Below are 26,369 nucleotides of genomic sequence, written 5' to 3'. Positions count from 1 at the left end.
ATGCACTTTCCTGCTATAACAGGATGTAGGGGCAATCCCTTGTGGTTGCCCTTTACGTTACCAACCGCATGAGGGCAACCACAAGGGATTGCCCCTACTATCTCATCAGAGGGAAAACGCGTCTTGGAATCGGGAGTATGAAACGAATTCAGATTTGAAGCACTTTTCAGAAAAGGGGCTTAAAACGGCCCGGCGGAAAAGAAGATTGCAAGAAATATAGCAGATGCCTTATATTGCCAGCTTGAACAAGCTGCTTTTATGAAATTTAGTATCCCCCTCCTGTTCCTGGGTTTCTTCGCCCAGTTCGCCGTTGCTCAAACCAGTCCAGCAAAATCGGCCCCGGCCACCAAAACCATTACGCCCGCCGCAGTAGATTCCCTGCAGGTGGAATACGTGCGCACCCAGCCCGATGCCGAACTGTGGCTCCAACCCGGCGACCGCCTGCAGGTGCGGGTGAAAGCCAGAACCGGGCTCAAAGTGAGCCTCTGGAACAAACACCCATTACCCGAGCTTCCGGCGGCGCAGAACAAAGGCGAAACCGGCCTGTACGCGGGCACCTACATCGTGCAACCCGGCGACAAACTTTCCAACCTGAACGTGCCGGTGCTGGTAGATGACACCACCGATGTGTACCCGTACAACGTGTTTAGCACCAGCAGCAAAGTCACCCTCTTGAACCCGGCCCAGCCGCTGTATGGCGTGACCCAGAGTAAGAACGCGTACATGAACTATGGTTTGGGCGAAGACCGCCTGGGCGGTGCCAAGATGGGCTTTCTGGATTCGCTGGTGCGGGTGCAGGTGAACGGGAAAGTAGGCCGCGATTACCGCATCCGGTTATCCAACACGCTGAATGCCTATATTCCGGAACAACAGGTGAAACTGGAAGGACCCGGCACCTACACCGGCGAGAGCCTCACCAGTTCCTGGAGCGTGACCGGCGACAGCGCCCAGGGCAAATACGACTACGTGCGGGTGGCGGTGGGCCAGCGCCTGCCTTACACTTCGTACATGGACGTGGACCCCGCGCGCATCATCGTGGATATTTACGGGGCCGTTTCCAACACCAACTGGATGACCCTGCACCGCACCCTGCGCGAGGTGAAAAACGTGCAGTACCAGCAAATTGCCTCAGACGTGTACCGCGTCATCATCGACCTGAAACATCCGCAGGCCTGGGGCTACAGCGTGGGCTACAAGGGCACGTCATTGGTGGTAAAAGTGAAGCGTCAGCCGCCTAAGCTGAAACTGAAACACCTCACCATTGCCGTGGACGCGGGCCACGGCGGCACCAACAAGGGCGCTACCGGCAAAACCGGCATCCCGGAGAAAGACATCACCCTGAAAATCGCGCAGCAGCTCCAGCAAGAACTGACTGGCAAGAAAGCCACCGTGATTATGACGCGCGAAGCCGACGTCACGGTAGACAATACCACCCGCCTGCAGAAACTGCGCGAGGCCCAGCCCGACCTGCTGGTGAGCGTGCACGTGAATTCCTCGGGCCGCCCCGAGGTGAGAGGCACCAGTACCTATTACCGCCACCTGGCGTTCCGGCCACTCTCGCAGGCGCTGTACGAAGACGTGCTCCAGTTGGGCCTGAAGGAATTCGGGAACATTGGCGGCTTCAACTTCGCGCTGAACGCGCCCACGGAATTCCCCAACGCGCTGGTGGAAACCGCCTTCGGCTCCAACCCCGAGGACGAGCAGCTCCTGATTAACGCCCAGTTTCAGGAAAATATGGCCAAACAGATCAGAAAGGGAGTCCAGCGTTTCTTGAAAGAAACCAGAAAACGGAAATAATTGGTTTTTAAGGGGCTAGTACTTGTCTTAAGTAGAATAAAACTTATATTTAGAACACACTAAACCCTAACTAACAAACTTTTATGGAAAACACCACTACCCCAGATTCCTTCTTCTCAGACATCTATGACACCTCTCATACCGTGACGTATGCCGGCTTCTGGATCAGATTTGTCGCCGTCCTGATTGATGGGGTGGTGCTCATGATCCCCAACTGGATTATCAGCACGGTCTTGATAGGCGGAACCGTAGTGGCGACAGATGCCGCCAATCCGTTTGCCATGTTGGCGGCCATGTCTACGTCCATAGGCATCAGTTCTCTTCTGCAGATCCTGTACAAGTCCATCATGGAAAGCTCTTCATGGCAGGCTACGTTGGGCAAGAGAGCCTTAAACCTGAAAGTAACCGATGAGCAGGGCCAACGGATTTCCTTTGGCAAATCGCTGCTCAGATCCTTCGCCACCATCTTGTCCAGCATGATTCTGGCCATTGGCTACATCATGGCGGCCTTCTCCTCGCGCAAGCAAGCCTTGCATGACAAAATTGCCAGCACGCTGGTGGTGAAAACCCGCTAACGCTTCTTGCTTTGTATGCTGCTTTTCTCCTTTTCTCTCATCCTTAACCTTTCTTAGACCATGTCCATGATAAAAGAGTTTAAAGAGTTCGCCATGCGTGGCAATGTGGTAGATTTAGCGGTGGGGGTCGTGATTGGGGCTGCCTTCGGCCGGATTGTGAGTTCGCTCGTAGACGACATCCTGATGCCGCCTATTGGTATCATGCTGGGCGGCGTGGACTTTAAAGACCTGAAACTGGTACTGAAACAAGGCGTGTTGGGCCCAGACGGCAAACTCACCGACGTGACCCTGAACTACGGCAACTTCATCCAGACCCTCATTGACTTCCTCATCATTGCCGTCGCCATTTTCATGGTGGTCAAACTGATGAACACCCTCAAGCGCAAGAAAGCGGCTTCGCCGGATATTCCGCCCGCCCCTACCAAAGAAGAAGTCCTGCTCACCGAAATCAGGGACGCGCTGCGTTCCAAGCCTCTGTAAGCTTAGAAACCAACTTCCTACTTTGCGGCCCGTTTCTGGAAAACGGGCCTAAAACAGAAAGGGCACCGATCATCTCGGTGCCCTTTCTGTTTTTCTATTGAACGTAGCCATTATGCGTCGGCTTCCTTTTTGTCTTTGATGGCCAATTGCCCGCAAGCGGCGTCAATGTCCTTGCCGCGGCTCCGGCGCACGTTCACCTGCACGCCTCGGTCGGCCAGGTAGCGCATGAACGGTTCCAGGCGGTCATCACTTGACTTCTTGAACTGCCCGCCGTCAATGGGGTTGTACTCAATGATGTTCACCTTGCACGGAATGATCTTGGAGAACTGCAGCAGTTCCTGGGCATCTTCCAGATTATCGTTGAAGTGGCTGAGCAGGATGTACTCATAGGTGACCTTGCGGCCGGATTTCTCATGGTAGTACACCAAGGCTTCCTTCAAGGCCTCCAAAGAATTGGTCTCGTTGATGGGCATGATCTCGTTACGCTTGGTGTCATTGGCGGCGTGCAGACTCAGGGCCAGGTTGGCTTTGATGCTGTCATCGGCCATTTTCTTGATCATCTTGGCAATGCCGGCGGTGCTCACCGTAATGCGGCGGGCGGCCATGTTCAGACCGTCGGGCGCGGTGATGCGCTCAATTGACTTCATCACGTTGGCGTAGTTCAACAGCGGCTCGCCCATGCCCATGTACACAATGTTGGTGAGCGGGCGGTTGTAGTTGTTCTCGGTCTGTTCCTTGATGCGCACCACCTGGTCATAGATCTCATCGGCGTTCAGGTTCCGGATGCGGTCCATCTTGCCGGTGGCACAGAAAGAGCAGGTCAGCGAGCACCCCACCTGGCTGCTCACGCAGGCGGTCATGCGCTTGGGGTGCGGAATAAGCACGCCCTCCACAATGTTGCCGTCATAGAGCCGGAACGTGGATTTGATGGTATAGTCTGAACTCAGCTGGCTTGTGTTCACGGCCACGCTGTTGATGGTGAAAGAACGCTCCAGTTTCTCGCGCAGCGGCAGACTGATGTTGTTCATCTCCGCAAACGAGGTAGCCGTCAGTTTCCAGACCCACTCGTAGACTTGCTTGGCGCGGAAGGGCTTCTCACAGTTTTCCGTCATCCAGGCCTTGAGCTGGTCCAAAGACAGTTTCCGGATGTCCTGCCGGTTCAGAATCTCGATATCTGGGATCAATGTGGTACTCATACCACAAAGGTACAAAATATCTTACGCTTTAGTTTCCAGACGGTCCAGTGCTTCAAGCGGAATCGTTTTCAGCTTCCGCAGCTGGTAATCAAAACACAGCATGCCGGTTTTGGCGTGGGCTATTTCCTTTCCGTTTTGGGTGGAAAGGCGGTACACCAGATCGAAGCCGTACTTCGTGAACTCAGTGGCCTGCACCTGCACGGTGAGCACATCGCCGTAGAAGCCTTCGCCTTTGTAGACAATGCCCACATCGGCCATAATCAATCCGGCCCCGCCGAATTCCAGCTCAGAATAGCCGTGGCTTTTCAGGAACTGCACGCGCGCCTCATGCAAGAGGCTGAGCAAAGCGTCGTTGCCCAGGTGACCGCCGTAATTGAGATCGGTGATCCGGATGGGCAATTCAGTTTGGAAAGAGAAACTGGCGGGGAGGTCTATTTTGATGCGGGCCACAGCTGAAAAGAGTTGAAGGATACAAGATGAAGCCCGAGGTCGTTGAACCTGTTTTGGGCCTGTTTTCGGCAAAATACGCAAAAAATAAGCCCCGGCACGTGGCCGCGCCGGGGCTTAGAAAGTTCTCTCAGAGAAAAGACCGTTACAGCTTAACGATTTTCTGGCTGCGCACGCCGGCTTTGGAAACGATCTGCAGCAGGTAGGTGCCGGAGGGCAGATGGGCGATGTTGATTTCCTGTTCTTCGGCGGTTTTGGCTAACGTGACGGTAAACAAGGTTTGCCCGGTGAGGCTTACCACAGTAGCGGTGCCACCAGAGTTTTGCTCCATCTTCACGGAGAAGCTATTCACAGTGGGATTAGGATATACTCGCCAAGCCGATGGCACAAGTTCATCGCCGCTGGCGAGCACCACCTGAAAGTTGCTGTACACGTAGCGGTCTTGGTTGACGTAGGTGCCTTGGCTGCTGCCCTCAGAGGCGGGCTCCCATCTCTGAAAGACCACTTCGCTCATGTGGCCGTTGCTGTCATAGGTGCGGTTATACTTGAAGCCGTTTTCCACAACCCAGGCTCCGTTCTTCCAGGTTTCCTCTACCCGGAGGGTCAGGTTGCCTTTGTCATTCAGGGTTTCGGAAAACCGGTAGGCCTGTCGCCAGCCGCCGTTTTCCCATTCCTCGGCCACGGTGACAAAACTTCCGCTGGTCTGGTAAGCGGTGGTCTGCTTCATGACATTCACCCACGCGTTGTTGCGCCATTCCTGATAGGTATCCGTCACGAATTGCCAGGTATCTTCATTGGACAGATCTACGTCATCGAAATTGTGCCAGACCAGGTCGGTTTCGCGCTCTGAGTTTACCCAGGCGTTCTCGTCCCACTCCTGGTAGGTGATGCTGGCGGGTTGGTTGCTGCCAGCAGCGTACTCAAACACGGTTCGGTCTTCTACTACCCAGGCATTGATGTCCCAACCGTATTCGGTGATGTCCACCAGATGGCCTTCCGGGTTGTAATTGAAGACTCTTTTGATGGAGTTACTCCAGACGCCGTTCTTGTGGAACTCAGAGATGGCCTGAGTGAGCTGGTCGTTGTCATAGGTATAGGCTTCTTTATAGCCGTTGTAGAGCAGCCAGGCACCACCTTCCCAGTAATATTGCAGGTCTTCGGTGAGGTTGTCGTGGCTGTCATAGGCGGTGACGAAGCGGGCAAAATTGCTGTTGTCTGCCTGGGTCACGTGATCCTCCACCAGTAAACCGGCCGTGTTGAAGGTATAGGCATGAAGATAGCCCAATCCCCAGGCGTTGGTGGTTTCGTTCCAGGAGAATTCCTGCGCGTTGCGCGGCTGCGAAGCGTATTCGCCCGTGCGCAAAGTGCGCGACGAGGTCTTGGCCCGGACGGCCTTAGCCGAAGACGCCGTCATGGTTGCCCTCTCGCGGAAGCGGGCTCCGGCAGCGGTCTCCCGTCTCCCTTGGGCCAGGCCCGTGAAAGCTAATGCCAGGAAAAGAATCCCCAGGGTAAGGGCTTTGCGCCAGTTCACGGGAGCCTTGGTTTTCCTGTAAATGTGTTTCATAGAAAGCTGTATAAATAAAAGATGCGTCACCTACCAGCCCAGGCATCCTCAACCCTGGGAAGCACCTCAGATACAAACCTACGTTACATCTAGGATATCTTCAATACCAATCTACTCGTAATTATATTGCAGAAGGTTAATCAACTACGTACAGATTCCTGAGTTTTGGCCCTGGATTCTTAAAAACACCGAGAAAACAACGCGTACGGGAAGAGCCTTGAAACCAGAACGGCGCGGCTCGCCCCTTTTACGTAAAAACCCGCGCCTTGTACATGATCGCGGAAGAATTTCTTACTTTAGGGCTTTCTACCAAGTGATTTAAGCACCGTGACCATTCCCGCCTTGCAGAAAGGCGATGCCGTTGGCATTGTCTGTTTAGCCCGAAAAGTAAGTATTGAAGATATTGAGGACGGCATCCGGGTGCTGGAAGCCTGGGGCCTGCGGGTGGTGCTGGGCCAGAGCATTGGCGCCGAGGACGGGTACTTTGGCGGCCCTGACGCCCTGCGCCTAGCCGATTTCCAACAGATGCTGGACAACCCCCAGATCAAATCCATCTTCTCGGCTAGGGGCGGTTACGGCACCACGCGCATTCTGGACCAGATCAATTTCTCCGCTCTGCGGGAAAACCCGAAATGGGTGATTGGCTTCAGTGATGTCACCGCCATGCTCTGCCATTTGCATGCATTGGGTTTTGAAAGCGTGCACGGCACCATGCCGCTGCTCATGGGCAAGCCCGATACCCAGGAAGCGGATGATACGCTGCACCAGATGCTGTTTCATCAGCCACGGCCTTACTCATTGCCTGCGCACCCGCGCAACCTGCTGGGCCAAGCGACGGGCCAGGTCATCGGCGGCAATCTCATCCTGCTCAATACCATTACCGGCACGGCCTCAGACGTAGACTACACCGGCAAGATTCTGTTCCTGGAAGACGTGGGCGAATATTATTACAACGTAGACCGCGTGCTGGTGCACCTGAAACGCCTGGGCAAACTGGAAAAACTGGCCGGGCTGGTGGTAGGGCAGTTCTCAGACATGAATGACACCGCCGTTCCGTTTGGCAGAGACGTACCCCAGATTATCCTGGACCATTGCTCCGGCTACGGCTACCCCATCTGCTTTGATTTCCCGGTAGGGCACGTTCCCCGCAACCTGGCGTTACTGATAGGCCGGGAAGCGACGCTGCAGGTTAACCAAGAAGGCGTTTCACTAGCGTATACCTCACCGCGGCTTTAAGCAATGACTTACCTCAAGGTGTAATTTATTCACGACTTCGCAACCCACCCCTACCCCTCCGAGGAGGGGATTTTCTACCAGCGTGTTTGGTTTGAAAAATACTTGGCGTAGATTCTACAGTAGCTGGTATTCCCCTCCTCGGAGGGGTGGGTAAATGCAGCTTAGCTAAATCACAACTTGAGGTACTTCTAAAGAACCGCCCCACCAACATCTACTTCAGGTATCAGAAACAGAAAAGCCGCTTCCCGGCTGATTTCCGGAAAACGGCTTCAAAACACGTCTAACGAAGGTTCTTACTCTTCGGTCATGACCACGTGCAACACGGTTTGTCCCACGGCTTTCAAGGTGTTCCGGTCGATCACGTCCAGGTTGTCGGTGTGGCGGTGGTGGTACGGTCCGAAGAACCCGTCTGGGCTGGTGGGATCATAGGCGATGATGTCGGCCATCCGGATGTTGGCGTGCTGGATGACGTAGGTGTGGTCATCGGTGATGCCCGGGCTGTCCTGAAACGGGAAATAATCTGAGTAGCCGATCTGGTTCGCCGTGCGCCACACTTTCTCCACTACATCGCCGGCGTAGGCGCGGCTGGTTTCCTCTCGTGCAAACCGAGAGCCTTTGGCCCCTACCATGTCTAGCAGGATGCCATAATTAGCGGTATAGCCTTTGGGCAGGAGGTTTTTGGCCCAATACTGCGAACCCAGGCACCAGGTGTCTTCTTTGTAGGGACCGGTGTTGTCGGGTTGGCCGTAGTCTTCGCCGTCAAACAGCATCAGGTCTACGCCCACGTTGCCGGTCAAGGGATTCGCCTGCAGTTGACGGGCGATCTCCAGTAAAATGCCTACGCCGCTAGCTCCGTCATTGGCACCGTCCATGGGTTTGGTAGGGTTCTGCTGATCTTTGTCGGCTACGTGACGCGTGTCCCAGTGGGCGGCCAGTAAAATGCGTTTACCGGCTTTGGGGTTGAACTGCGCCATGATGTTCCGCAGATTCAGCGACGTTCCGTCATAGGCTTTCGCGGTGAAAGACTGCACCTGCATGGTACCGCCGTAGCTTTCCAACTTCTGGATAAGGAAATCGCCGCAGGCCCGGTGCTCCGGTGTATTGGGCACGCGCGGCCCGAACGCCACCTGTTGGGCCACGAACTGGTACGCCGAGTCGGCGTTAAACGCCGGAACGTTCACCGATGCCTTGGCGGCGGGCTGCTCAGTTGTAGCGGTCTCGGTATTCGTCTTTTTCTCGCAGGCAGGCAGGCTGGCGGCCAGCAGCAGGCCTAAAGCCAGAACTTTCATGTTATTCTTCATACGCCCAGTCAATACCGGTTTTCATGTCTTTGATCACGATGCCCTGGCCTTTTAGCTGCGCCCTGATCACGTCTACCTTGGCGTAATCTTTGGCTTCCTTGGCTTCTTTGTAGAAACTCAGTACTACCTGGAGCAAATCCTGGGCATCGGCGGTCTGCTCTATTTTCAGGCCTAACACATCTAACACCAGCGTGCGGTACTGCGTCCGCATTTCCTCGAAGGTCTCCGGGGAGATGGTCTCCAGTTTGAAGCCGCCTGTGTGCATGCTGTTGATTTTCTTGAGCAGGTTGAACAGTGCGGCAATAGACTTGGCGGTGTTCAGGTCATCGTTCAAGGGCGCGAACAGCTCGGCGGTCAGTTTTTTGATCTCCTCTTCGGCTTTGGCATCTATGGCACCCGTTGTCTCCGGATATTGGAGTTGGTCCAGAATGCGGAGGCCGTTGATCACCTTCAGGTAGCCTTTGCGGGCCGCCTGTAAGCCTTCATTGCTGAAGTCCAGGGTGCTGCGGTAGTGCGCCTGCAAGATGAAGAAACGCACCGTCATGGGCGAATACGCCTGCTGCAGGGCCTCATGGGTGCCTTTGAAGAACTCGCCCAGCGTGATAAAATTGCCCAGCGATTTGCCCATCTTCTTGCCGTTGATGGTGATGAGGTTGTTGTGCACCCAGAAACGGGCGGCATCGGTGTGGTTGTGGCTGGCCTGGCTCTGCGCGATTTCGCACTCGTGGTGCGGGAACATCAGGTCCAGTCCGCCGCCGTGAATATCGAACTGCTTGCCCAGGTACTTCCGGCTCATGGCCGAACACTCCAGGTGCCAGCCCGGGAAACCATCGCTCCACGGCGACGGCCAGCGCATGATGTGCGAGGGCGAGGCTTTTTTCCAGAGCGCGAAATCCAGCGGCGAGCGTTTCTCCTCCTGCCCTTCCAGGTTGTCACGGGTATTGGACAGCAGGTCCTCGATCACGCGGCCCGACAGTTTACCGTAGTTATGCGCCTGGTTATAGGCGGGCACATCGAAATAAACAGACCCGTTGGACTCATAGGCCAGGCCGTTCTCCAGAATCTCCCGGATCATCTCAATCTGCTCAATGATGTGGCCCGAGGCGCGGGGCTCGATGTCTGGGGGCAGCACGTTCAGGCGTTCCATGTCCTGGTGGAAGCTGTTGGTGTACTTCTCCACCACTTCCATTGGCTCCAACTGCGCGGCTTTGGCTAGTTTCTGGATCTTATCTTCGCCCGAGTCGGCGTCGTTCTGCAGGTGGCCTACATCGGTGATGTTGCGTACGTAGCGTACTTTGTAGCCCAGGTACTGGAGGTAGCGGCGCATCACGTCAAAGGTGATGTACGGGCGGGCGTGGCCCAGGTGGGCATCGCCGTACACCGTAGGTCCGCAGACGTACAGGCCTACAAACGGAGACTCTAGCGGGGTAAAAGGTTCTTTGGTCCGGGTGAGGGTATTATATAGAGATAACGGGTGGTTCATGGGGCAAAATTATAAAACTTACTGGTACTTGTGGTAACGGTACGAGGTTCATGGGGTAAAGTGCCGTTTTCTTTAAGTTTGACGAAGGAAGTTTAGTTGTTTATGGCGTGTTTTCTGGGAAGGAGCTTGGAAACGAAGCCTTTTTCTTAGTGCCTGCAATTTGTCCGTTGCTGGCGTAGCGGTTGGTTGATGCGGAGCCCTTATGCTTGGTTGTTGCATCTTTTCCCTCCGTACGCTCACGGCCGCGAGGCCCCGCCTTCCCCTCTCGCACTGCCCTTTCGGCCTGCAGTGTCCTTTGCGCTTAGCTTCTGTCTGTCCGGGGCCAAAAGCGAGGCGCGCTCGGGAAAGACTGGAACTGGTTCGTTTAGTAAAGGCCTTTACTGTCTATTACAGCGAACCACCCCTGCCCCTCCTTAGCCAAGGAGGGGAGCTTTTGATTACTCCTTTTGTTCTTCTTCACACAGACTTGAAACATGGTTCAAGTCTGTGACTTGGACCTACCATGACCGGAAGTTTGCAACTTCCGTGAGGCGAAAGCCTCAAAAACATTCGCTGGATTAGCAATAGCAAGCATTGCCTAGAACCGCAACACTGCCCACTCCAAAGACCTCGTAGCGTCTTCAGACCTGCGAGCGTCTGCACCAATACCGTTTCAAGGCTGTTTTCAGCAAAACAGCCCTAAAACAATCAATTCCCTTCCTCTTCCACCGGGGCAGTCAAGACGTAGGTAGATTCCAGCGGAAAGTGGTCGGTGAATTGGATCTGGTCCAGGACATCGAAGCGGAGGAGTTCCAGGCGGTCGCTGTAGAACTGGTTGTCTATTCTGATGGGGAGCTTGCCGTTATAGGTGAACCCGAAGCCGCTGCCGCCTTCCTCAAAGGCATTCTGCAGCTGCCCCCGGAGTTTCTGGTAGGTGTAGGAGCTGGGCAAATCATTTAAATCGCCGCAGAGCAGAACCGGATGGCGGCTGGCCTGGATGTGCTCCAGCAGCTTCTCTACCTGGTAACTGCGCGCGATGAAGCCGCCCTTGAGCCGACGCGCGATGTTGCGGCCTTTGGTTTTGAGACCGGCTTCACTCTGCACGGCGGCCTCTACGTCTTTTTCCTCAATGGCCATGGACTCCAGGTGCATGTTGTACACCCGCAGGGTATCTTTGGAGGGGAGCTTCACATCCACGTAAATCACCTGGTTTTTGGTAGGCCGGTCAAACACCACAGACCCTTTCTCTACAATGGGGAACCTGGAGAAGATCGCCAGGCCGAACTCGGCCCCTATTTTATTTGTGAGAGCTTTCCCTACGTAGATTTCCCGGTCTTGCTGCTTGCCGATCCGCTTGCGGCTGTTGTAGGTGTTATCGGTTTTGTCATGGTAGAATTCCTGCAGACAGAGGATGTCGGCGTGGTGTTCGGCCACCCATTCCATTTCTTTCTCGGGCAGGGCTGGGTCTGCTTCATGCAGGTGCTTGTAGACGTTGAAGACCCGCACGTTGTAGCTCAGCACTTTGATGCGCTGCTCCTCGGGCTCCGGTTGGGCGTCTGGGGTGTTCAGGGAAAAATAACGGGTGTGCTGGCTCCAGAACAGAAAAATGAGCAGCGCGGGCCAGAGCGCCCACACTGGGCGTTGCCAGAGCCACAGCAGCAGCAGCACGCCGTTGAGCACCAAGGCTCCGGGCAGCGACATGGCCACGAAGCCGGCGGCCCAGAAAAGATGCGGCGGCACGTACTGGCAGGCCACGCCCACCAGCAGCCACAGGGTAGACAAAGACGTGAGAAAAGAAAGGATCTTGCGGCGCACAGAGAAAAATTTAATCGCAGAAGTAAACCTACGCAAAAAACCGGAGGCCGTTGAAAAAACGTAGGTTCTGGCTCCTTTGCGGGCATTTTCAGGAAAACAGCGCAAAAATGGATTATTAATATCTACCGGGTTTTAAAATAGCCCACCCGCCTCTCCGTTTTAAACTTGACCTTACGTGCCTTGTAATTGAAAATTATACCCTAATTTTACATTCTTAACACCTTATTAGTACAGCTATGTTGTTATCCAGCCTATTATTCATCGGCAACTTAGGAACCGGCGAAATTATCGCTTTATTGGTGATCGTTCTGTTGCTGTTTGGCGCCAAGCGTATTCCAGACCTGGCCCGTGGCTTAGGGAAAGGCATCCGGGAGTTCAAAGACGCCACCAAGGAAATCAAGAACGACATTGAGAACGCCGCCAATGATGACCGGCATTCCAATAACCAGAACAGAAACAATTATAACAACGGCCCGGGCTATACCAACCCAAACCCAGGTTATAACAATCCTAATTACAACAACGGCAACGCCCCTTATAACAACGGCGCACCGTACAACAATGACAATGCGCCGTACACCAACGCGCCTGTCAACCCGAACCCAACACCCAACAACCCCAACGTTTAATACATGCGTTATACATCCCTTGACGCTATCCGCGAGGAGATAGGCCGAGGCTCGCTCTCCTGCCGTCTGCTGGTGGAGCGTTACCTACAGAACATCAACACCAAGCGCCATCTGAACGCGTTTCTGGAAGTGTTTGAAGAGGAAGCCCTTCGGCAAGCCGAAGAAGTGGATGCCAAAATACAAGCTGGCACCGCCGGCAAACTGGCCGGCATGGTGATTGGCATCAAAGACGTGCTGGCCTATGAAGGCCACGCGCTCCAGGCCTCCAGCCAGATCCTGGACGGTTTCAAATCTCTGTACACCGCTACCGCCGTGCAACGCCTGCTGGCCGAGGATGCTATCATCATTGGCCGCCAGAACTGCGACGAGTTTGCCATGGGCGGTTCCAACGAGAATTCCGCTTTCGGGCCGGCCCTCAACGAAATAGACAACTCCCGCGTGCCGGGTGGCTCCAGCGGCGGTTCTGCCGTGGCCGTGCAAGCCGATCTTTGTTTAGCCTCCATTGGTTCTGATACTGGTGGATCTGTGCGCCAACCGGCGGCCTACTGCGGGGTAGTGGGCATGAAACCTACCTATTCCCGCATTTCGCGCTACGGACTTATTGCCTACGCCTCTTCTTTTGACCAGATTGGCGTCATCACGCAAAGCGTGGAAGACGCCGCGCTTCTTCTGGAAGTAATGGCTGGCCCCGATGAGTTTGACGCTACCGTGAGCCAACGCCCCGTTCCTGCCTACAGCCAAAACCTGACCTTTGACCGTCCCGCCCGCATCGGGTTCATCCGTGATTCCTTTGAGAGTCCGGGTCTGAATTCTGAGGTGAAAGCGGCCGTGCAAGGCGTACTGGATGGCTTACAGGCTGACGGCCACACGGTTGAGCCGGTGGAATTCCATTTTTTAGATTATATTGTGCCCACCTACTACATCCTGACCACCGCCGAAGCCAGTTCCAACCTGGGCCGGTATGATGGGGTGAAGTATGGTTTCCGGAGCCAGAACGCCACGGATTTGGCCTCTATGTACAAGAAAACCCGTTCCGAAGGCTTCGGGAAGGAAGTACAGCGCCGCATCATATTGGGCACCTTCGTGCTCTCCGCTGATTATTATGACGCTTACTACACCAAGGCGCAGCAGGTACGCCGCCTGATCAAAGAGAAAACCGATGAGCTCCTGAGCCAGTACGATTTTCTGATTCTACCTACCACCCCTACCACTGCTTTTAAGATAGGGGAAAACACCAAGGATCCGCTGGCCATGTACCTGGAGGACATCTACACGGTACAGGCAAACCTGGCAGGCATTCCGGCTATTTCGTTACCAATTGGCACAGACGCCGCAGGGCTCCCAATTGGGGTACAGCTGATGACCAAAGCTTTTGGGGAAGAGCAGTTACTGGCTTTCTCTAAACAACTGATGAACCATCAACCACACCTAACCGCCTAATGCGCAAAACTACCCTTCTTACTGGCCTTGTACTTTCACTAGGCTTGGGCTCTGCCGTGCAAGCTCAGGAAATCCCGACACTGGTCACTCCAGCGGTGCAAGTAAAAGACACTACCAAGGTACTCGTTGACTCTGTAGAATTCATCCCGGTAGAAACCGATGAACTCATCCAAGACCGCCTCAGCTGTCTGGAACAGGAGATTCCCTTGGAGTTTAACAAGCAGGTAAGAGGGTTGATTGACTACTTCACCATCCGGAACCGGAAATACACCCGGCGCGTGCTGGAGCGCAAGCCCCTGTACTTCCCTATGTTTGAGCAATACCTGGCCAAGCATAACATGCCAGATGAGCTGAAGTATCTGGCGGTAGTGGAATCAGCGTTGTTGCCCAAGGCGGTTTCCTCCGCCAAAGCCGTTGGTCTGTGGCAGTTCATGGACTTCACCGGCCGTGACTTCAAGCTGGTGCAGAACCATTACCTGGATGAGCGCATGGACCCGGAGAAATCCACCGAAGCCGCCTGCAAATTCCTGAAGCAGTTGTACCGCATGTTCGGGAGCTGGGAAATGGCGTTGGCTGCCTACAACTGCGGCCCTGGCAACGTGAGAAAAGCCATTGCGCGTTCTGGGGGCAAAAAGACGTTTTGGGGCATTTATCCGTATTTGCCTAAAGAAACGCGTGCCTACGTGCCCTCTTTCACCGCTTTAGTTTATGCGCTGAACCACGCCGAGGACCACAACCTGCACCCGGCCAAGTTACAGACACCCATTGCCGTGGACACGCTGCTCATCAGCCAGCCCCTGGATCTGAAACTGCTGGCCAAGCAACTGAACCTGCCCGAAGACCAGATCGTGAACCTGAATCCGGCCCTGAAGCTGAAGCACATCCCCGAAAACGTGGAGAACTTCCCATTGCGCATTCCGGCCGATGTTCGCCCTTTCCTGGCGGAAAACCGGATGGCCATCCTGGACTCATCGCGCTACGTGGCACCTTACCGGGCACCGGCCAGAACCAAACTGCCTACTTTGCAGGAAGCTCCCGCCGCCATTTTGGCGAAAGCGGAGCCTGCTGCGGGAGACAGTTCCGTCAAGACTTTCTACACCGTACGCCGCAACGACAATCTTTCCAAAATCGCGAAGGAGCAGAACGTAACGGTAGAGCAGCTCAAGGCCTGGAACAAGATCTCGGGCAGCATGCTCACGGCTAACCAGAAACTAGTGGTGTTAAAGCCAGCCGCAAAAGAAACCCTGGACGCCAAACAGAAAGAAACCCCAGCCACCGAGACGACGCTTTTGGCTTCTGCCGAGGAACTTCCTGCCGCCACGAAGCACGCTGGGCCTGACGCTAATTCTGTTCCGAAGGAGAATGCGGCCATTGCCATGGTTTCCAAGAAAACTGCTGCCTCTAAAAAAGCTGAAGTAGAAAAACCGCAGACGGTACACCACGTGCAAGCCGGCGATACGCTCTGGAACATTTCCAAACGCTACAACAACGTGAGTGTGGAAAAACTCAGAAAAGTAAACAAACTGAAAGGTGACGACTTAAAACCCGGCATGAAGCTGATTGTGGGCTGATGCGGGCAAAAACATAAAAGTAGCATCTCTGGCTTCGGCTTGGGATGCTTTTTGTTTTTTTGGTGTTTACGCCAAAACGTGCCTAAAACAGACCACCCAGAAACCGGGCCCGCTTTGGTGAATCGGAAAAATCTTAACAATTTGTATTTATTACCCGCGTGACCAGCCATGGTTTTGCGGTTTGGCCACACTTAGAATACTACACGAGAATTGAAGGACATGATTAAAATCAACAAGGAAGACGCACTGAATTATCACAGCCAGGGCCAACCCGGCAAGATAGAGGTGGTGCCTACCAAAATGGTGAGCACGCAGATGGACTTAGCCCTGGCGTATTCGCCGGGTGTAGCGGAGCCTTGTAAAGCGATTGCCGCCAACAAAGACGATGTCTACAAATACACCGCCAAGGGCAACCTGGTGGGCGTTATTTCAAATGGTACCGCCGTTTTAGGTCTGGGGAACATAGGCCCCGATGCCTCCAAACCCGTAATGGAAGGAAAAGGCGTGCTCTTCAAGAAATTTGCGGGCATTGACGTGTTCGATATTGAGATTGACGAAACCGACCCAGAGAAATTCATCCAGATTGTGAAATCTTTGGAGCCCACCTTCGGGGGAATTAACCTGGAGGACATCAAAGCACCGGAGAGCTTCAAGATTGAGAATGCCCTGCGTGAGCAAATGAACATCCCGCTCATGCATGATGACCAACACGGTACCGCCATCATCTCCAGCGCCGCCTTGTTGAATGCCCTGGAAGTGGTGGGCAAGGACATTGACAAGATCAAGATGGTGGTGAACGGGGCCGGAGCCGCCGCCATTGCCTGCGCCAAGCTGTACCTGGAGCTGGGCGTGAAGATTGACAACATCGTCATGTTTGACAAAGACGGCATCATCAACCCGGAGCGCAACGACCTGGACATCTACCGCGCCCAGTTCGTGACCACCCGAAAGATCACCACCCTGGCCGAAGCCATGGAAGGAGCCGATGTGTTTGTGGGCCTGAGTGCCGGCAACGTTTTAGCGCCTGAATTGGTGAAACTGATGGCAAAAGACCCCATCATCTTCGCCCTGGCCAACCCAGACCCCGAGATTGCCTACGAAACCGCGATGGCCACCCGTGAAGATCTGATCATGGCCACCGGCCGCTCAGACCATCCTAACCAGGTGAACAACGTACTCGGTTTCCCTTACATTTTCCGGGGTGCCCTGGACGTCCGCGCCACCGAGATCAACGAAGCCATGAAGCTGGCTGCCGTGTATGCCCTGGCAGAACTGGCCAAAGAAGGCGTGCCGGACATCGTACACAAAGCCTACGGCGATAACTCCATCGCTTTCGGTCGCACGTACCTTATCCCTAAGCCGCTGGACCCCCGCCTGATCACCACCATCAGCCCGGCGGTCGCCAAAGCGGCCATGGATTCCGGCGTAGCCCGCTTTCCTATTACCAACTGGGAGCGCTACCACCAGGAACTGCAGGCCCGCATTGGCATTGACCAGAAACTGATGAACCGGATCCTGACCCAGGCCCGGCAGAACCCTAAAACCGTGGTCTTCGCGGAAGCCGATCATTACAAGATTCTGAAGGCGGCCCAAACTGTACTAGAGCAGAAACTGGCGTATCCTATTCTGTTGGGTGAGCGCGCGCGCATTCAGGAGATGATTGAAGAGTTCAACATGGACCTGACGGGCAGCGTGATCATTGATCCGCGCGAAGAAGACGCCAAATGCGAGAAATTTGCCCACTTATTGTATGAGAAACGCAAGCGCAAAGGCTTAACTCTGTTTGACTGCCGCAAACTGGTGCGCGACCGCAACTACTTCGGCTGCATGATGGTGGAAACCGGCGAAGCCGATGCCCTCATCTCCGGCCTTACTCGCGAGTATTCCTCTACCATCAAGCCGGCCCTGCACGTCATTGGCGTGGAAGAAGGCGTGAACAAAGTGGCGGGTATGTATATAATCCAAAACAAGAAAGAGCCATACTTCTTCGCTGACACCACCGTGAACCTGCAACCTACCGCCGAGGAACTGGTGGACATCATCGGGTTGACGGCCCGTTACGTGCGGTTCTTTGACCAGGAGCCCCGCATGGCGGTCCTCTCCTACTCCAACTTCGGGTCCAGTTCAGGACAGGTACCAACTAAAACCCGGGAGGCTACCCGCCTGGCCAAGCTGCGTTACCCAGACCTGATCATTGACGGCGAGATGCAGGCTAACACCGCCCTAAACCGTGATCTGCTGCGCGAACACTATCCATTCAGCGAACTCGCGAACGTGGGGGCCAACACCCTCATCTTCCCGGGACTGGCTGCCGGTAACATTGCGTATAAACTTTTACAGGAAATTGGCGGGGCAGAAGCCATTGGCCCTATCCTGATGGGCATGCGTAAACCGGTGCATATCTTGCAGTTAGGTTCCTCCGTGCGGGAGATCATCAATATGGTGGCCATTGCGGTGGTAGATGCGCAAACATCCAAGACAAAACTCTAAATAGTACCACTGCGTAGTGGGTCTATCCTGAGCGGCGGGCGCTTCTCTTAGTTCTATACTACAGCATTCTGTTTTTAGCTTATTCCTTTGAAAATAGGCTGAAAACAGAATGTTTTTATTATCTTATAAATCTGATTTCACTTTACATACTGCTGGTCAAATGATCGCATACTTAGATGGCCGCCTGGCTCAGAAAGACCCTACTTTCGTCATCATTGATGTGGGAGGGGTGGGGTATGAACTGCGTATTTCCCTGAACACCTACGGGCAACTGCCCGAGGGAGAACGCTGCCGTCTCTACACGCACCAACACATCAAGGAAGACGCGCATACCTTGTACGGTTTTGCCACCCCCGCTGAGAAAAGCGCCTTTTTGCATTTAATCTCCATTTCGGGGGTGGGGCCTAACACTGGTCTTATGATTCTTTCCTCTCTAACCGTGCAGGAAGTGCAGCAGGCCATTGTGCGGGAAGATGTCCGGACCATCCAGCAGGTGAAAGGCATAGGCGCCAAAACGGCCCAGCGCATCATCCTGGAACTCCGCGATAAATTCCGGAAAGGATTGGGTCCAGATGCGATAAACGTCTCTTTTGGTGCGCACAATACGGCACGGGAGGAGGCGTTATCAGCGTTAGTTACATTAGGCTTCGCGAAGAACATCGCCGAGAAAACCCTGGATGCTATCATCAAGCGGGAGGGCGCAGGCTTGACCGTGGAAGAAATGATCAAATTCGCTTTGAAGTCGTCTTAAGAAACTTCCCCATTATTTGTGTTTTACAAAAGAAAGCCTCACGTTCTTGCAGCCGCAGTAGGGTTGGTGTCGTTGATGGCTTGGCTTTCTCAGGCCGAGCCAATGAGTTTTACTATGGCAGGTGCCTCCGCCTCGCTCATAGGGTTGTCTGAAATAGATGAAGAAGAAGTACAAGACACAATCAAAAACCAGGGATACATTCCTTCCCGGCGTCCTAAACTGATTTTCGATGATCGGCGGGGAGATCCGTTTTCCAACAGGACCACGCTGTCACCGCTTTTGTTGCCGCTGCCCAAAAACGTAGAGTTACAGGTAGTGCCCGATGACAGCTTGAAAAGGTACGAAATCACGGAGCAGATTGGCGGCTATGACTACCGCGATCCCAGCACCATGACCTTTGAGGAGTACTCCCGCTACCAGCAGCAGAAGGCCATCCGGGATTACTGGCGCACCAAATCTGCGGCGCTGGATGAGCAGAACCCCGCCGCGCCCAGCCGCCGGCTGGTGCCTACCCTTAACTTAGGAGGCCGTACGTTTGACCGCTTGTTTGGCGGAAACACCGTAGATATCCGGCCCAACGGTTTGGCCACGCTCAAGTTCGGAGCTCTTTTCAACAAGAACGAGAACCCGGCCATTCCTATCCGGCAGCAGAGCATCGGGGACTTTGAGTTTGACCAAAGCATTGCCCTGAACATTGACGGCCGCATTGGCGAAAAGATGCGCATTACGGCCAACTGGGACACCAAAGCTAACTTCGACTTTGAGAACAACCTCAAGCTGGAGTACACCGGCTACCCAGAAGAGATCATCCAGAAAATAGAGGCTGGTAACGTGAGCCTGCCCCTGAACAACTCCCTGATCCAGGGTGGGCAGAACCTCTTCGGGTTAAAGGCGCAGTTGCAGCTGGGGAAACTCTCGGTGACCGCCATTGCCGCCAACCAACGCGGGAGCATTGATGCGGTAGATATTCAAAACGGGGCGCAAAACCGCCGCTTTGAGATCAGGGCAGATGAGTATGACCGCGACCGCCACTTCTTTCTGGCGCAATTCTTCCGGAACCGTTATGACCAGGCGCTCCGCAACTTGCCGCTGGTGAACTCGGGCATTGTGGTGCGCCGTTTGGAAGTGTACATCACCAATGACAACCGCGCCACTCAAAACCTCCGGAACGTAGTCGCCCTGATGGATTTAGGTGAGCCGCAGCCGTTTCAGAGCCGTTTCAGCAACAACTTACCCGCCAATGCCGCCGCCGGCAACAACCAGAACACCTTATACGCCAGCCTGACCAATAGAAACAATACCCAGGTTGACAACTTCCTGGAAGGGTTTGGCCTGCGCAAGACCTCTGACTTTGAGCACGTGCGGGCGCGTCGCCTGGACCAGACCGAATACAAGTTCAACGCGCAGTTGGGCTACATCTCCCTGAACGCCGCTTTGTTGCCGGAGCAGGTGCTGGGCGTTGCGTTTGAATACACGCTGAATGGCCGCACCTACAAAGTGGGGGAACTTCAGGAAGACTACCAGAACGTGCCCGAAGACCAGGTGATTTACCTGAAGCTTCTCCGGGGCACCAACCCCGGGTTGAACCTGCCTACCTGGGACCTGATGATGAAAAACGTCTATGCGCTCAACGCCAACCAGGTGGACCGCCAGAATTTCCAACTGAACATTGCCTATAAAGACGATGCCACCGGCGGAGACCTGACCAGTTTTCAGGATGAATCGCGGCTGAAAGGCATTCCGCTGATCCAGGTATTCAACCTGGACAACGTCAACACCAACAATGACCCTCCCAAAGACGGTAACTTTGACTTTCTATCAGGCATCACCATTGACACAGAATCTGGCCGCATCTTCTTCCCGCAGGTAGAGCCGTTTGGTTCTTTCCTCCGCTCCCAGTTCACGCCGGGCACAGAAGACCAGTTCATCAATAAATATGTGTACCAGGAGCTGTATGACTCCATCCAGACTGATGCCCAGCAGTTCGCCCAGAAAAATAAGTTCTTTATCCAGGGCCGTTACCAGGCTTCTAGCACCGATGAGATCACCCTACCCGGCATCCGGATTGCCGAAGGCTCGGTGGCGGTGTACTCCGGTGGTACCAAACTGGTAGAGGGCCAGGATTACCAGGTATTCTATGACCTAGGCCGCGTGAAAATCCTGAACCCCAGCTATCTCAACAGCGCCAGCAACCTGCGCGTCACCTATGAGAAAGCCGATATTCTTAGCGTGCAGCCCAGAACACTGTTAGGCGCTAGGTTTGATTACAGGGTAGACAATGACCTCATTTTGGGCGCCACGGTGCTGCACCAGGGCGAAAGGCCCTTTATCCAGCGCGTCAACATTGGGGACGAGCCCAGCAACAACACCATCTACGGATTTGATGTCAACTATCGGCGGGAGTCCCGTCTGCTGACCCGCCTCACTGACAAGTTGCCTTTCCTGGAAACCAAGGAACCTTCCGCCGTTACTTTAGGAGCCGAGATTGCCCAATTGGTGCCCCAAAAAACCTCCTTTGTAGGAGAAGACGGCGTGTCATACATAGATGACTTTGAAAACGCCAAAACCCCGTATTCTCTCGGCGGATTCAATACCAATACCTGGCGCTTGGCGGCCACTCCGGCTCCTCTTGCCAATGGTACCACTGGCTTGGCACACGCTTACAACCGGGCCAAACTGGCCTGGTACACCATTGACCAGGTGTACTACACCTCCAGCGGATTACGCCCTAACAACATCAGCCGGGAAGAACTGGCCAACCACTATGTCCGGGGCGTGCAGCGACGGGAGATCTTCCCTAACCGTGACCCGGAGACTAACAACTCCTATGAATACACCTTTGACCTGGCGTATTACCCCAGAGAACGCGGGCAGTACAACTACAACCCAGGAGTCAGTTCAGATGGTCGCACCTTACCCGGAGACCCGCGGAACAACTGGGGCGGTATCAGCCGGGAGATTTCCTTTGACAACAACTTTGACAACGCCAACATAGAGTACCTGGAGTTCTGGATGCTGGATCCGTTTATCAAGGGAGACCGGGGCCGGAGCATCATCACAGGCTTAGATGATGCCCGTAACAGCCAGGATGAAAACGGTAAACTGGTCTTTAACTTAGGTAATATCTCAGAAGACCTCCTGAAAGACCAGCGCTACCAGTTTGAGAACGGCCTGCCGACCAACGGAAACCTGGAGGCCACTGAGGCGACCGCCTGGGGCCGCGTCACCCGCAACCAGTTCCTGACCGATGCCTTTGACGCGGAACCCGGTTCCCGCCAGTTCCAGGACATCGGATTGGATGGTTTGAACGATACGGACGAACGCGCCTTCTTCCAAGGCATCTACAGCACCCTGGAAGATCCATCGGCTGATAACTTCCGGCACCACTTAGACGGGGCGTATGACGCGGCCAACACCGGGGTACTAGGCCGTTACAAGAACTTCAACGGCATGGAAGGCAACTCCCCGGTGAACAGTGAGCTTTCCTCCAATGCCTTCCCAGACAAAGAAGACCTGAACAAAGACAACGTCCTCAGTGATCTGGAGCAGTACTATGAATACAACATTGACCTGCGGCCAAACAAACTGGCTGTAGGCGATAACTACATTGTAGACAAAGTAGATTCCACAGACGCGAACGGCAATAGAATCAGCTGGTACCAGTTCCGGATTCCGGTGAGAAAACCGACTGGCAACGTGAACAACATGCAAGGCTTCAAGTCTATCCGGTTTATGCGGATGTACACCACCCAGTTTGCCGAGCCCGTAGTTCTGCGCTTTGCCCAGATGCAGTTTGTCTCCAACCAGTGGCGTACCTACAACTCTATTCTGTCTAACGGGGCTCCCTGCGTAGGTGACTGCGACTCTGATGCCTCTTCTTTTGCGGTATCTTCGGTTAGCATTGAGGAAAATGGCGAGGTAGATGCCGGTACCATCCCGTACGTGGTGCCACCGGGCGTAGAACGCCAGCGGGATTACTCCTCGGCCAACAACCGCCGCCAGAACGAACAGTCTTTGCAGTTAACAGTGGAGAACCTGCGGGATTCTTTCAGCAAGGCCGTGTACAAAAACGTGTCACAGGACATGCTGATCTACAAGCGCCTGAAAATGTACGTGCATGCGCAGAGCCCAAGCGGTACTCAGGACAACGAAGTAAACGCTTTCCTCCGGATAGGAACCGACTTTACCCAGAACTACTATGAGTTCTCCATTCCGTTGAAGATGACGCCGCAGGGCAGCCGTGACCCGTACCAGATCTGGAACGAGCAGAACTTCATTGACGTGGCCTTTGAGGAGTTTGTGAAACTGAAATCAAGACGGAACCAGGCCAGCTTCCCGCTGAACCAGGTGTTTACCGAATCCCGCGAAGACGGCAAGGTATTCAGAGTGATAGGGAACCCGGACTTCAGTGACGTGCAGAGTTTGATGATAGGTCTGGAGAACCCGGCCTCACCAGACAAGGCGGCCCATTCGGTGACGCTGTGGGTGAATGAGCTGCGTGTGTCAGATTTTGACCGCACCGCCGGCTGGGCCGCCACCGCCCGCGCCAACGTGAAGCTCGCTGACTTTGCCAACATCACCGCCACCGGTTCTTACACCACTGTAGGGTTTGGCGGCATTCAGCAGACCGCCTCGCAACGGGCTAGAGAGACCACCAGCCAGTTTGATGTCACCGCCAACGTGGCCGCGGAGAAACTGCTGCCTTCTGGCTTAGGCTTGGTAGTGCCCCTGTCTGTGCAGTACGGCAGCACCGTCAGTGAGCCCCGCTATGACCCGCTGGACCGAGACACCGAGTTAGACCTTTCGTTGCAGAAATTTGACAGTGATTCAGAAAAGGACCGGTACCGGAAGGAAGTAGTAAGCCAGACCACCACCAAGAGCGTGAACCTGCTCAACGTCCGGAAAGAGAAAACCGATCCGGAAGCCAAGAGCCACGTGTATGACATAGAGAACCTGTCCTTCTCTTACGCTTACACCGAAGTCCTGCACACCGATATCTCCACGGACCGGAACTACTCTAAAACCTACACCGGCGGTATTGCTTACAACTACAACAACTCCCCTAAAAGCTATACCCCGTTTGCCAACGTGAAAGCGTTCCAGTCGCCGTACCTCAAATGGCTGAAGGAATTCAACTTCACGCTACAGCCCAGCAGAATCTCCGTACGGGCAGACTTAGACCGCCGCTACAACGAGACCTTCCTGCAGGGCCGCACCTCGCCGTACAGTTTGCCAGACACCGTCGGTTTCCTGCCTACTTTCCAGAAATCGTTCTTCTTCAACCGCATCTATGACGTGAAGTGGGACATCACCAAGAGCCTTTCCCTGGACTATACCGCCACCAACCGGGCCGTGGTAGATGAACCAGACGGGCGCATTACGGACGAAGTGGACTCCCTGCGCTACAAAAACAAAGTGATCTGGGATAACCTGAAGAGATTTGGCCGCAATACCAACTTCAACCAGATAGTAGCCGCCACGTACCGGTTACCGCTGGACAAGTTCCCGCTCACCGACTGGGTTTCAGCCGATGCGCGGTACCAGGCCGGTTTCACCTGGACCTCCGCCTCTACCGCCCTCAGCCGAAACGATACCCTGCAACTGGGAAACACCATTGAGAACAACACTGAGACCAGCCTGAGCGGAAAACTGGACCTGGTACGCCTTTACAACAAGGTGCGCTTCCTGAAGGCGGCAAACGAAGCCTCTCCTAACCCGGGAGTGCGGCAGCAGTCGGTTAAGCCGGGGCAGCCAGCAACGCCAGATTCTACCAGAAGTGGCGGACGGCAGGTCCTAAACGGAATCCTGCGCGCATTGATGTCAGCGCGGTCCGTCAACTTCACGTATGCGCGTACCGAAGGCACCTTGCTGCCGGGCTTCCTGCCTACCACTAAGAACTTCGGGCTAGCCGATGGGTTTGGCGCGCCGGGTCTGGACTTCGTGCTGGGCAAGCAGTATGAACTGGATGAACTGTTCCAGAGAGCGAACCGCGAAGGCTGGTACACCGACAGCAGTCAGTACCTGAACACGCCGCTGAGCTCCCTGAAATCCGTTAACCTAACAGCCCGTGCCACCATTGAGCCATTCAGGAACTTCATCATCACCCTGGACGGGATCATGAACAAATCTGAGATTGATGAAGTGTACTACCGTCGTGACACTGAGGATCTGATCGTGAAACGGCAGACTCCGTTCACCACCGGCTCTTACCGCGTTTCCTTTATCTCGCTGCAAACCATGTTTGAGTCAGGTTCCGGGAACAGTTCAGAGGCTTTTGAAAACTTTATCCGGTACCGGGCTACGGTGGCAGAAAGGCTGAACACGGCCAACAACGGACCGGGGCTGTACGCCCTGAATTCACAGGACGTGCTCATTCCGGCGTTCCTGAACGCGTATCAGGGCAAGGACATCAACGGCTACAAGGCAAAATCCACCAAACCGTTTGATGCACTACCACTGCCTAACTGGAACGTGGTGTACAATGGTTTGGCGGCCTTGCCTTTCTTCCAGCAATATTTCAGTTCCTTTACCCTGAACCACGCTTACCAGTCTACCTACACGGTTGCCAACTTCAGCACGTCGCTGGACTACAGCTTTGAGCCGAGCGGCTTCCCGGACCGGGCAAACGAAAATGGCGAAGTGATTCCGTACTACATCGTGAGCCAGGTAGCCATCACCGAGAGCATGAACCCACTGGTGGGGATTAACTTCCGGACCAAAGGACAGATCACCGGCCGTCTGGAGTACAAAACCCAACGCAACCTGCTCCTGAACATGACCAACGCGCAGGTAACCGAGAACGACGTGAAAGATGTGGTAGTAGGCCTGGGCTACACCACCACTAACTTCAAAATTCCGTTCCGGGTGGGTGGCTCGCGCAGAACGTTGGAGAATGAGTTGACCATGCGCCTGGACTTTACTTTCCGGGACAATGAAACCATTCAGCGCACCATTGCGGTAGATACCAACGGAAACGAGTACCAGAACAACCTGACCACCGCCGGCGCGTTGCAGGTACAGATACGGCCTACCGTTGATTACGTGGTAAGCCAGCGCCTGAACCTGCAGTTCTACTTCACCAAGAACATCAACGAACCCAAAGTGGCCAACGCGTTCCGGAACACCGTGACCGAGGGCGGCATCCAGCTTCGGTTCAGTTTATCTGAATAAGGCTTGCGGCACGTGCCAAAAAGAATGTAATTTTGAAACAAACTTAAATTAATCTCTTATGAACTTCCCTGAGGAGCTGAAATACACCAAAGACCACGAGTGGATCCGGATTGAAGGCGATGTAGCGTACGTAGGCATTACTGATTTCGCGCAGCGCGAGCTGGGTGACATTGTGTATGTAGACATTGACACCCTGGACAAAGACGTAGCCAAAGAAGAAGTATTTGGTACCGTTGAAGCGGTAAAAACCGTTTCTGATTTGTTTAGCCCGCTTTCTGGCCAGGTTTTGGAAATCAACGAGAAACTGGACGGCAGCCCTGAGTTGGTGAATTCTGATCCTTACGGCGATGGCTGGATGATCAAGATGTCTATCGCTGAGCAAGCCGAAGTAGGCGAGCTTCTTTCTGCCGCCGCGTACCGCGAGCTGGTAGGCGCCTAACATCGT

General features: G+C 54.4%; 17 protein-coding genes. 11 read left to right on the top strand and 6 right to left on the bottom strand.

Annotated features, from left to right (window positions below; all coding sequences use genetic code 11):
- The first annotated feature begins 258 nt into the window (after nucleotides 1-258).
- From H7U12_RS18750 to mscL, 3 genes are all read left to right on the top strand, one after another.
- Nucleotides 259-1,797, top strand: a complete 1,539-nt coding sequence (locus tag H7U12_RS18750; protein WP_186640974.1) for an N-acetylmuramoyl-L-alanine amidase — start codon at nucleotides 259-261, stop codon at nucleotides 1,795-1,797.
- A gap of 83 nt (nucleotides 1,798-1,880) precedes the next feature.
- A complete protein-coding gene (locus H7U12_RS18745; protein WP_186640972.1) occupies nucleotides 1,881-2,372 on the top strand; it encodes an RDD family protein in 492 nt (163 codons plus the stop codon).
- 60 nt (nucleotides 2,373-2,432) lie between these two features.
- On the top strand, nucleotides 2,433-2,852 hold the full coding sequence (gene mscL / locus H7U12_RS18740) for a large-conductance mechanosensitive channel protein MscL (protein WP_206683952.1): 420 nt from the start codon (nucleotides 2,433-2,435) through the stop codon (nucleotides 2,850-2,852).
- 110 nt (nucleotides 2,853-2,962) lie between these two features.
- Here mscL and rlmN read toward each other — a convergent pair whose 3' ends face one another.
- The 3 genes from rlmN to H7U12_RS18725 all read right to left on the bottom strand — a co-directional run bounded on the left by rlmN (nucleotide 2,963) and on the right by H7U12_RS18725 (nucleotide 6,059).
- On the bottom strand, nucleotides 2,963-4,048 hold the full coding sequence (gene rlmN, locus H7U12_RS18735; RefSeq protein ID WP_186640968.1) for a 23S rRNA (adenine(2503)-C(2))-methyltransferase RlmN: 1,086 nt from the start codon (nucleotides 4,046-4,048) through the stop codon (nucleotides 2,963-2,965).
- Nucleotides 4,049-4,069: 21 nt separating this feature from the next.
- Nucleotides 4,070-4,498 (bottom strand): acyl-CoA thioesterase, encoded by a 429-nt coding sequence (locus H7U12_RS18730; protein ID WP_186640966.1) that lies wholly within the window; start codon nucleotides 4,496-4,498, stop codon nucleotides 4,070-4,072.
- A gap of 142 nt (nucleotides 4,499-4,640) precedes the next feature.
- Nucleotides 4,641-6,059: a T9SS type A sorting domain-containing protein gene (locus H7U12_RS18725; RefSeq protein ID WP_186640964.1), complete on the bottom strand. Its 1,419-nt coding sequence runs from the start codon at nucleotides 6,057-6,059 to the stop codon at nucleotides 4,641-4,643.
- 327 nt (nucleotides 6,060-6,386) lie between these two features.
- Between H7U12_RS18725 and H7U12_RS18720 the strand changes: the two genes are divergently transcribed.
- On the top strand, nucleotides 6,387-7,295 hold the full coding sequence (locus tag H7U12_RS18720) for a S66 peptidase family protein (RefSeq protein ID WP_186640962.1): 909 nt from the start codon (nucleotides 6,387-6,389) through the stop codon (nucleotides 7,293-7,295).
- Nucleotides 7,296-7,588: 293 nt separating this feature from the next.
- Here the strand turns inward: H7U12_RS18720 and H7U12_RS18715 are convergent, their stop codons facing one another.
- The 3 genes from H7U12_RS18715 to H7U12_RS18705 all read right to left on the bottom strand — a co-directional run bounded on the left by H7U12_RS18715 (nucleotide 7,589) and on the right by H7U12_RS18705 (nucleotide 11,873).
- The gene (locus H7U12_RS18715) at nucleotides 7,589-8,584 is read right to left on the bottom strand and encodes a M28 family peptidase (RefSeq protein ID WP_241749542.1); all 996 of its coding nucleotides are present in this window, start codon (nucleotides 8,582-8,584) and stop codon (nucleotides 7,589-7,591) included.
- A gap of 1 nt (nucleotide 8,585) precedes the next feature.
- Nucleotides 8,586-10,079 (bottom strand): cysteine--tRNA ligase, encoded by a 1,494-nt coding sequence (gene cysS, locus H7U12_RS18710; protein ID WP_186640958.1) that lies wholly within the window; start codon nucleotides 10,077-10,079, stop codon nucleotides 8,586-8,588.
- 687 nt (nucleotides 10,080-10,766) lie between these two features.
- A complete protein-coding gene (locus H7U12_RS18705; protein WP_186640956.1) occupies nucleotides 10,767-11,873 on the bottom strand; it encodes an endonuclease/exonuclease/phosphatase family protein in 1,107 nt (368 codons plus the stop codon).
- A gap of 236 nt (nucleotides 11,874-12,109) precedes the next feature.
- On the opposite strand from H7U12_RS18705, the gene H7U12_RS22905 reads away from it, so the two are divergent.
- The 7 genes from H7U12_RS22905 to gcvH all read left to right on the top strand — a co-directional run bounded on the left by H7U12_RS22905 (nucleotide 12,110) and on the right by gcvH (nucleotide 26,363).
- Entirely contained in the window at nucleotides 12,110-12,502 is a 393-nt protein-coding gene (locus tag H7U12_RS22905; protein ID WP_186640954.1) for a Sec-independent protein translocase subunit TatA/TatB, read from the top strand.
- Nucleotides 12,503-12,505: 3 nt separating this feature from the next.
- Entirely contained in the window at nucleotides 12,506-13,942 is a 1,437-nt protein-coding gene (gene gatA / locus H7U12_RS18695) for an Asp-tRNA(Asn)/Glu-tRNA(Gln) amidotransferase subunit GatA (protein ID WP_186640952.1), read from the top strand.
- Nucleotides 13,942-15,513, top strand: a complete 1,572-nt coding sequence (locus H7U12_RS18690; protein ID WP_186640950.1) for a lytic transglycosylase domain-containing protein — start codon at nucleotides 13,942-13,944, stop codon at nucleotides 15,511-15,513. Before gatA ends, H7U12_RS18690 begins: the two co-directional genes overlap by 1 nt.
- 219 nt (nucleotides 15,514-15,732) lie before the next feature.
- Complete coding sequence (locus tag H7U12_RS18685) at nucleotides 15,733-18,003, top strand: NADP-dependent malic enzyme (RefSeq protein ID WP_186640948.1); 2,271 nt, start codon at nucleotides 15,733-15,735, stop codon at nucleotides 18,001-18,003.
- A gap of 160 nt (nucleotides 18,004-18,163) precedes the next feature.
- Nucleotides 18,164-18,754 (top strand): Holliday junction branch migration protein RuvA, encoded by a 591-nt coding sequence (gene ruvA / locus H7U12_RS18680; RefSeq protein WP_186640946.1) that lies wholly within the window; start codon nucleotides 18,164-18,166, stop codon nucleotides 18,752-18,754.
- A 102-nt stretch (nucleotides 18,755-18,856) separates the two neighbouring features.
- Entirely contained in the window at nucleotides 18,857-25,924 is a 7,068-nt protein-coding gene (gene sov, locus H7U12_RS18675; RefSeq protein ID WP_241749540.1) for a T9SS outer membrane translocon Sov/SprA, read from the top strand.
- Nucleotides 25,925-25,982: 58 nt separating this feature from the next.
- Nucleotides 25,983-26,363 carry a glycine cleavage system protein GcvH gene (gene gcvH / locus H7U12_RS18670; RefSeq protein ID WP_186640944.1) on the top strand — a complete coding sequence of 127 codons (381 nt, stop codon included), beginning with the start codon at nucleotides 25,983-25,985 and terminating at the stop codon, nucleotides 26,361-26,363.
- Nucleotides 26,364-26,369: the final 6 nt, after the last annotated feature.

The sequence above is a fragment of the Rufibacter sediminis genome (genome assembly GCF_014269285.1).
Classification (GTDB): Bacteria; Bacteroidota; Bacteroidia; order Cytophagales; family Hymenobacteraceae; genus Nibribacter; species Nibribacter sediminis.
This window is presented reverse-complemented; position numbering and strand designations above follow the sequence as displayed.

What these genes read in the sequence shown, in the direction of transcription:
- H7U12_RS18750 (WP_186640974.1), top strand. Translation starts at nt 259, where the DNA reads ATGAAATTTAGTATCCCCCTCCTGTTCCTGGGTTTCTTCGCCCAGTTC.
- H7U12_RS18745 (WP_186640972.1), top strand. Translation starts at nt 1,881, where the DNA reads ATGGAAAACACCACTACCCCAGATTCCTTCTTCTCAGACATCTATGAC.
- mscL (WP_206683952.1), top strand. Translation starts at nt 2,433, where the DNA reads ATGTCCATGATAAAAGAGTTTAAAGAGTTCGCCATGCGTGGCAATGTG.
- rlmN (WP_186640968.1), bottom strand. Translation starts at nt 4,048, where the DNA reads ATGAGTACCACATTGATCCCAGATATCGAGATTCTGAACCGGCAGGAC.
- H7U12_RS18725 (WP_186640964.1), bottom strand. Translation starts at nt 6,059, where the DNA reads ATGAAACACATTTACAGGAAAACCAAGGCTCCCGTGAACTGGCGCAAA.
- H7U12_RS18715 (WP_241749542.1), bottom strand. Translation starts at nt 8,584, where the DNA reads ATGAAAGTTCTGGCTTTAGGCCTGCTGCTGGCCGCCAGCCTGCCTGCC.
- cysS (WP_186640958.1), bottom strand. Translation starts at nt 10,079, where the DNA reads ATGAACCACCCGTTATCTCTATATAATACCCTCACCCGGACCAAAGAA.
- H7U12_RS22905 (WP_186640954.1), top strand. Translation starts at nt 12,110, where the DNA reads ATGTTGTTATCCAGCCTATTATTCATCGGCAACTTAGGAACCGGCGAA.
- gatA (WP_186640952.1), top strand. Translation starts at nt 12,506, where the DNA reads ATGCGTTATACATCCCTTGACGCTATCCGCGAGGAGATAGGCCGAGGC.
- H7U12_RS18690 (WP_186640950.1), top strand. Translation starts at nt 13,942, where the DNA reads ATGCGCAAAACTACCCTTCTTACTGGCCTTGTACTTTCACTAGGCTTG.
- H7U12_RS18685 (WP_186640948.1), top strand. Translation starts at nt 15,733, where the DNA reads ATGATTAAAATCAACAAGGAAGACGCACTGAATTATCACAGCCAGGGC.
- ruvA (WP_186640946.1), top strand. Translation starts at nt 18,164, where the DNA reads ATGATCGCATACTTAGATGGCCGCCTGGCTCAGAAAGACCCTACTTTC.
- sov (WP_241749540.1), top strand. Translation starts at nt 18,857, where the DNA reads ATGAGTTTTACTATGGCAGGTGCCTCCGCCTCGCTCATAGGGTTGTCT.
- gcvH (WP_186640944.1), top strand. Translation starts at nt 25,983, where the DNA reads ATGAACTTCCCTGAGGAGCTGAAATACACCAAAGACCACGAGTGGATC.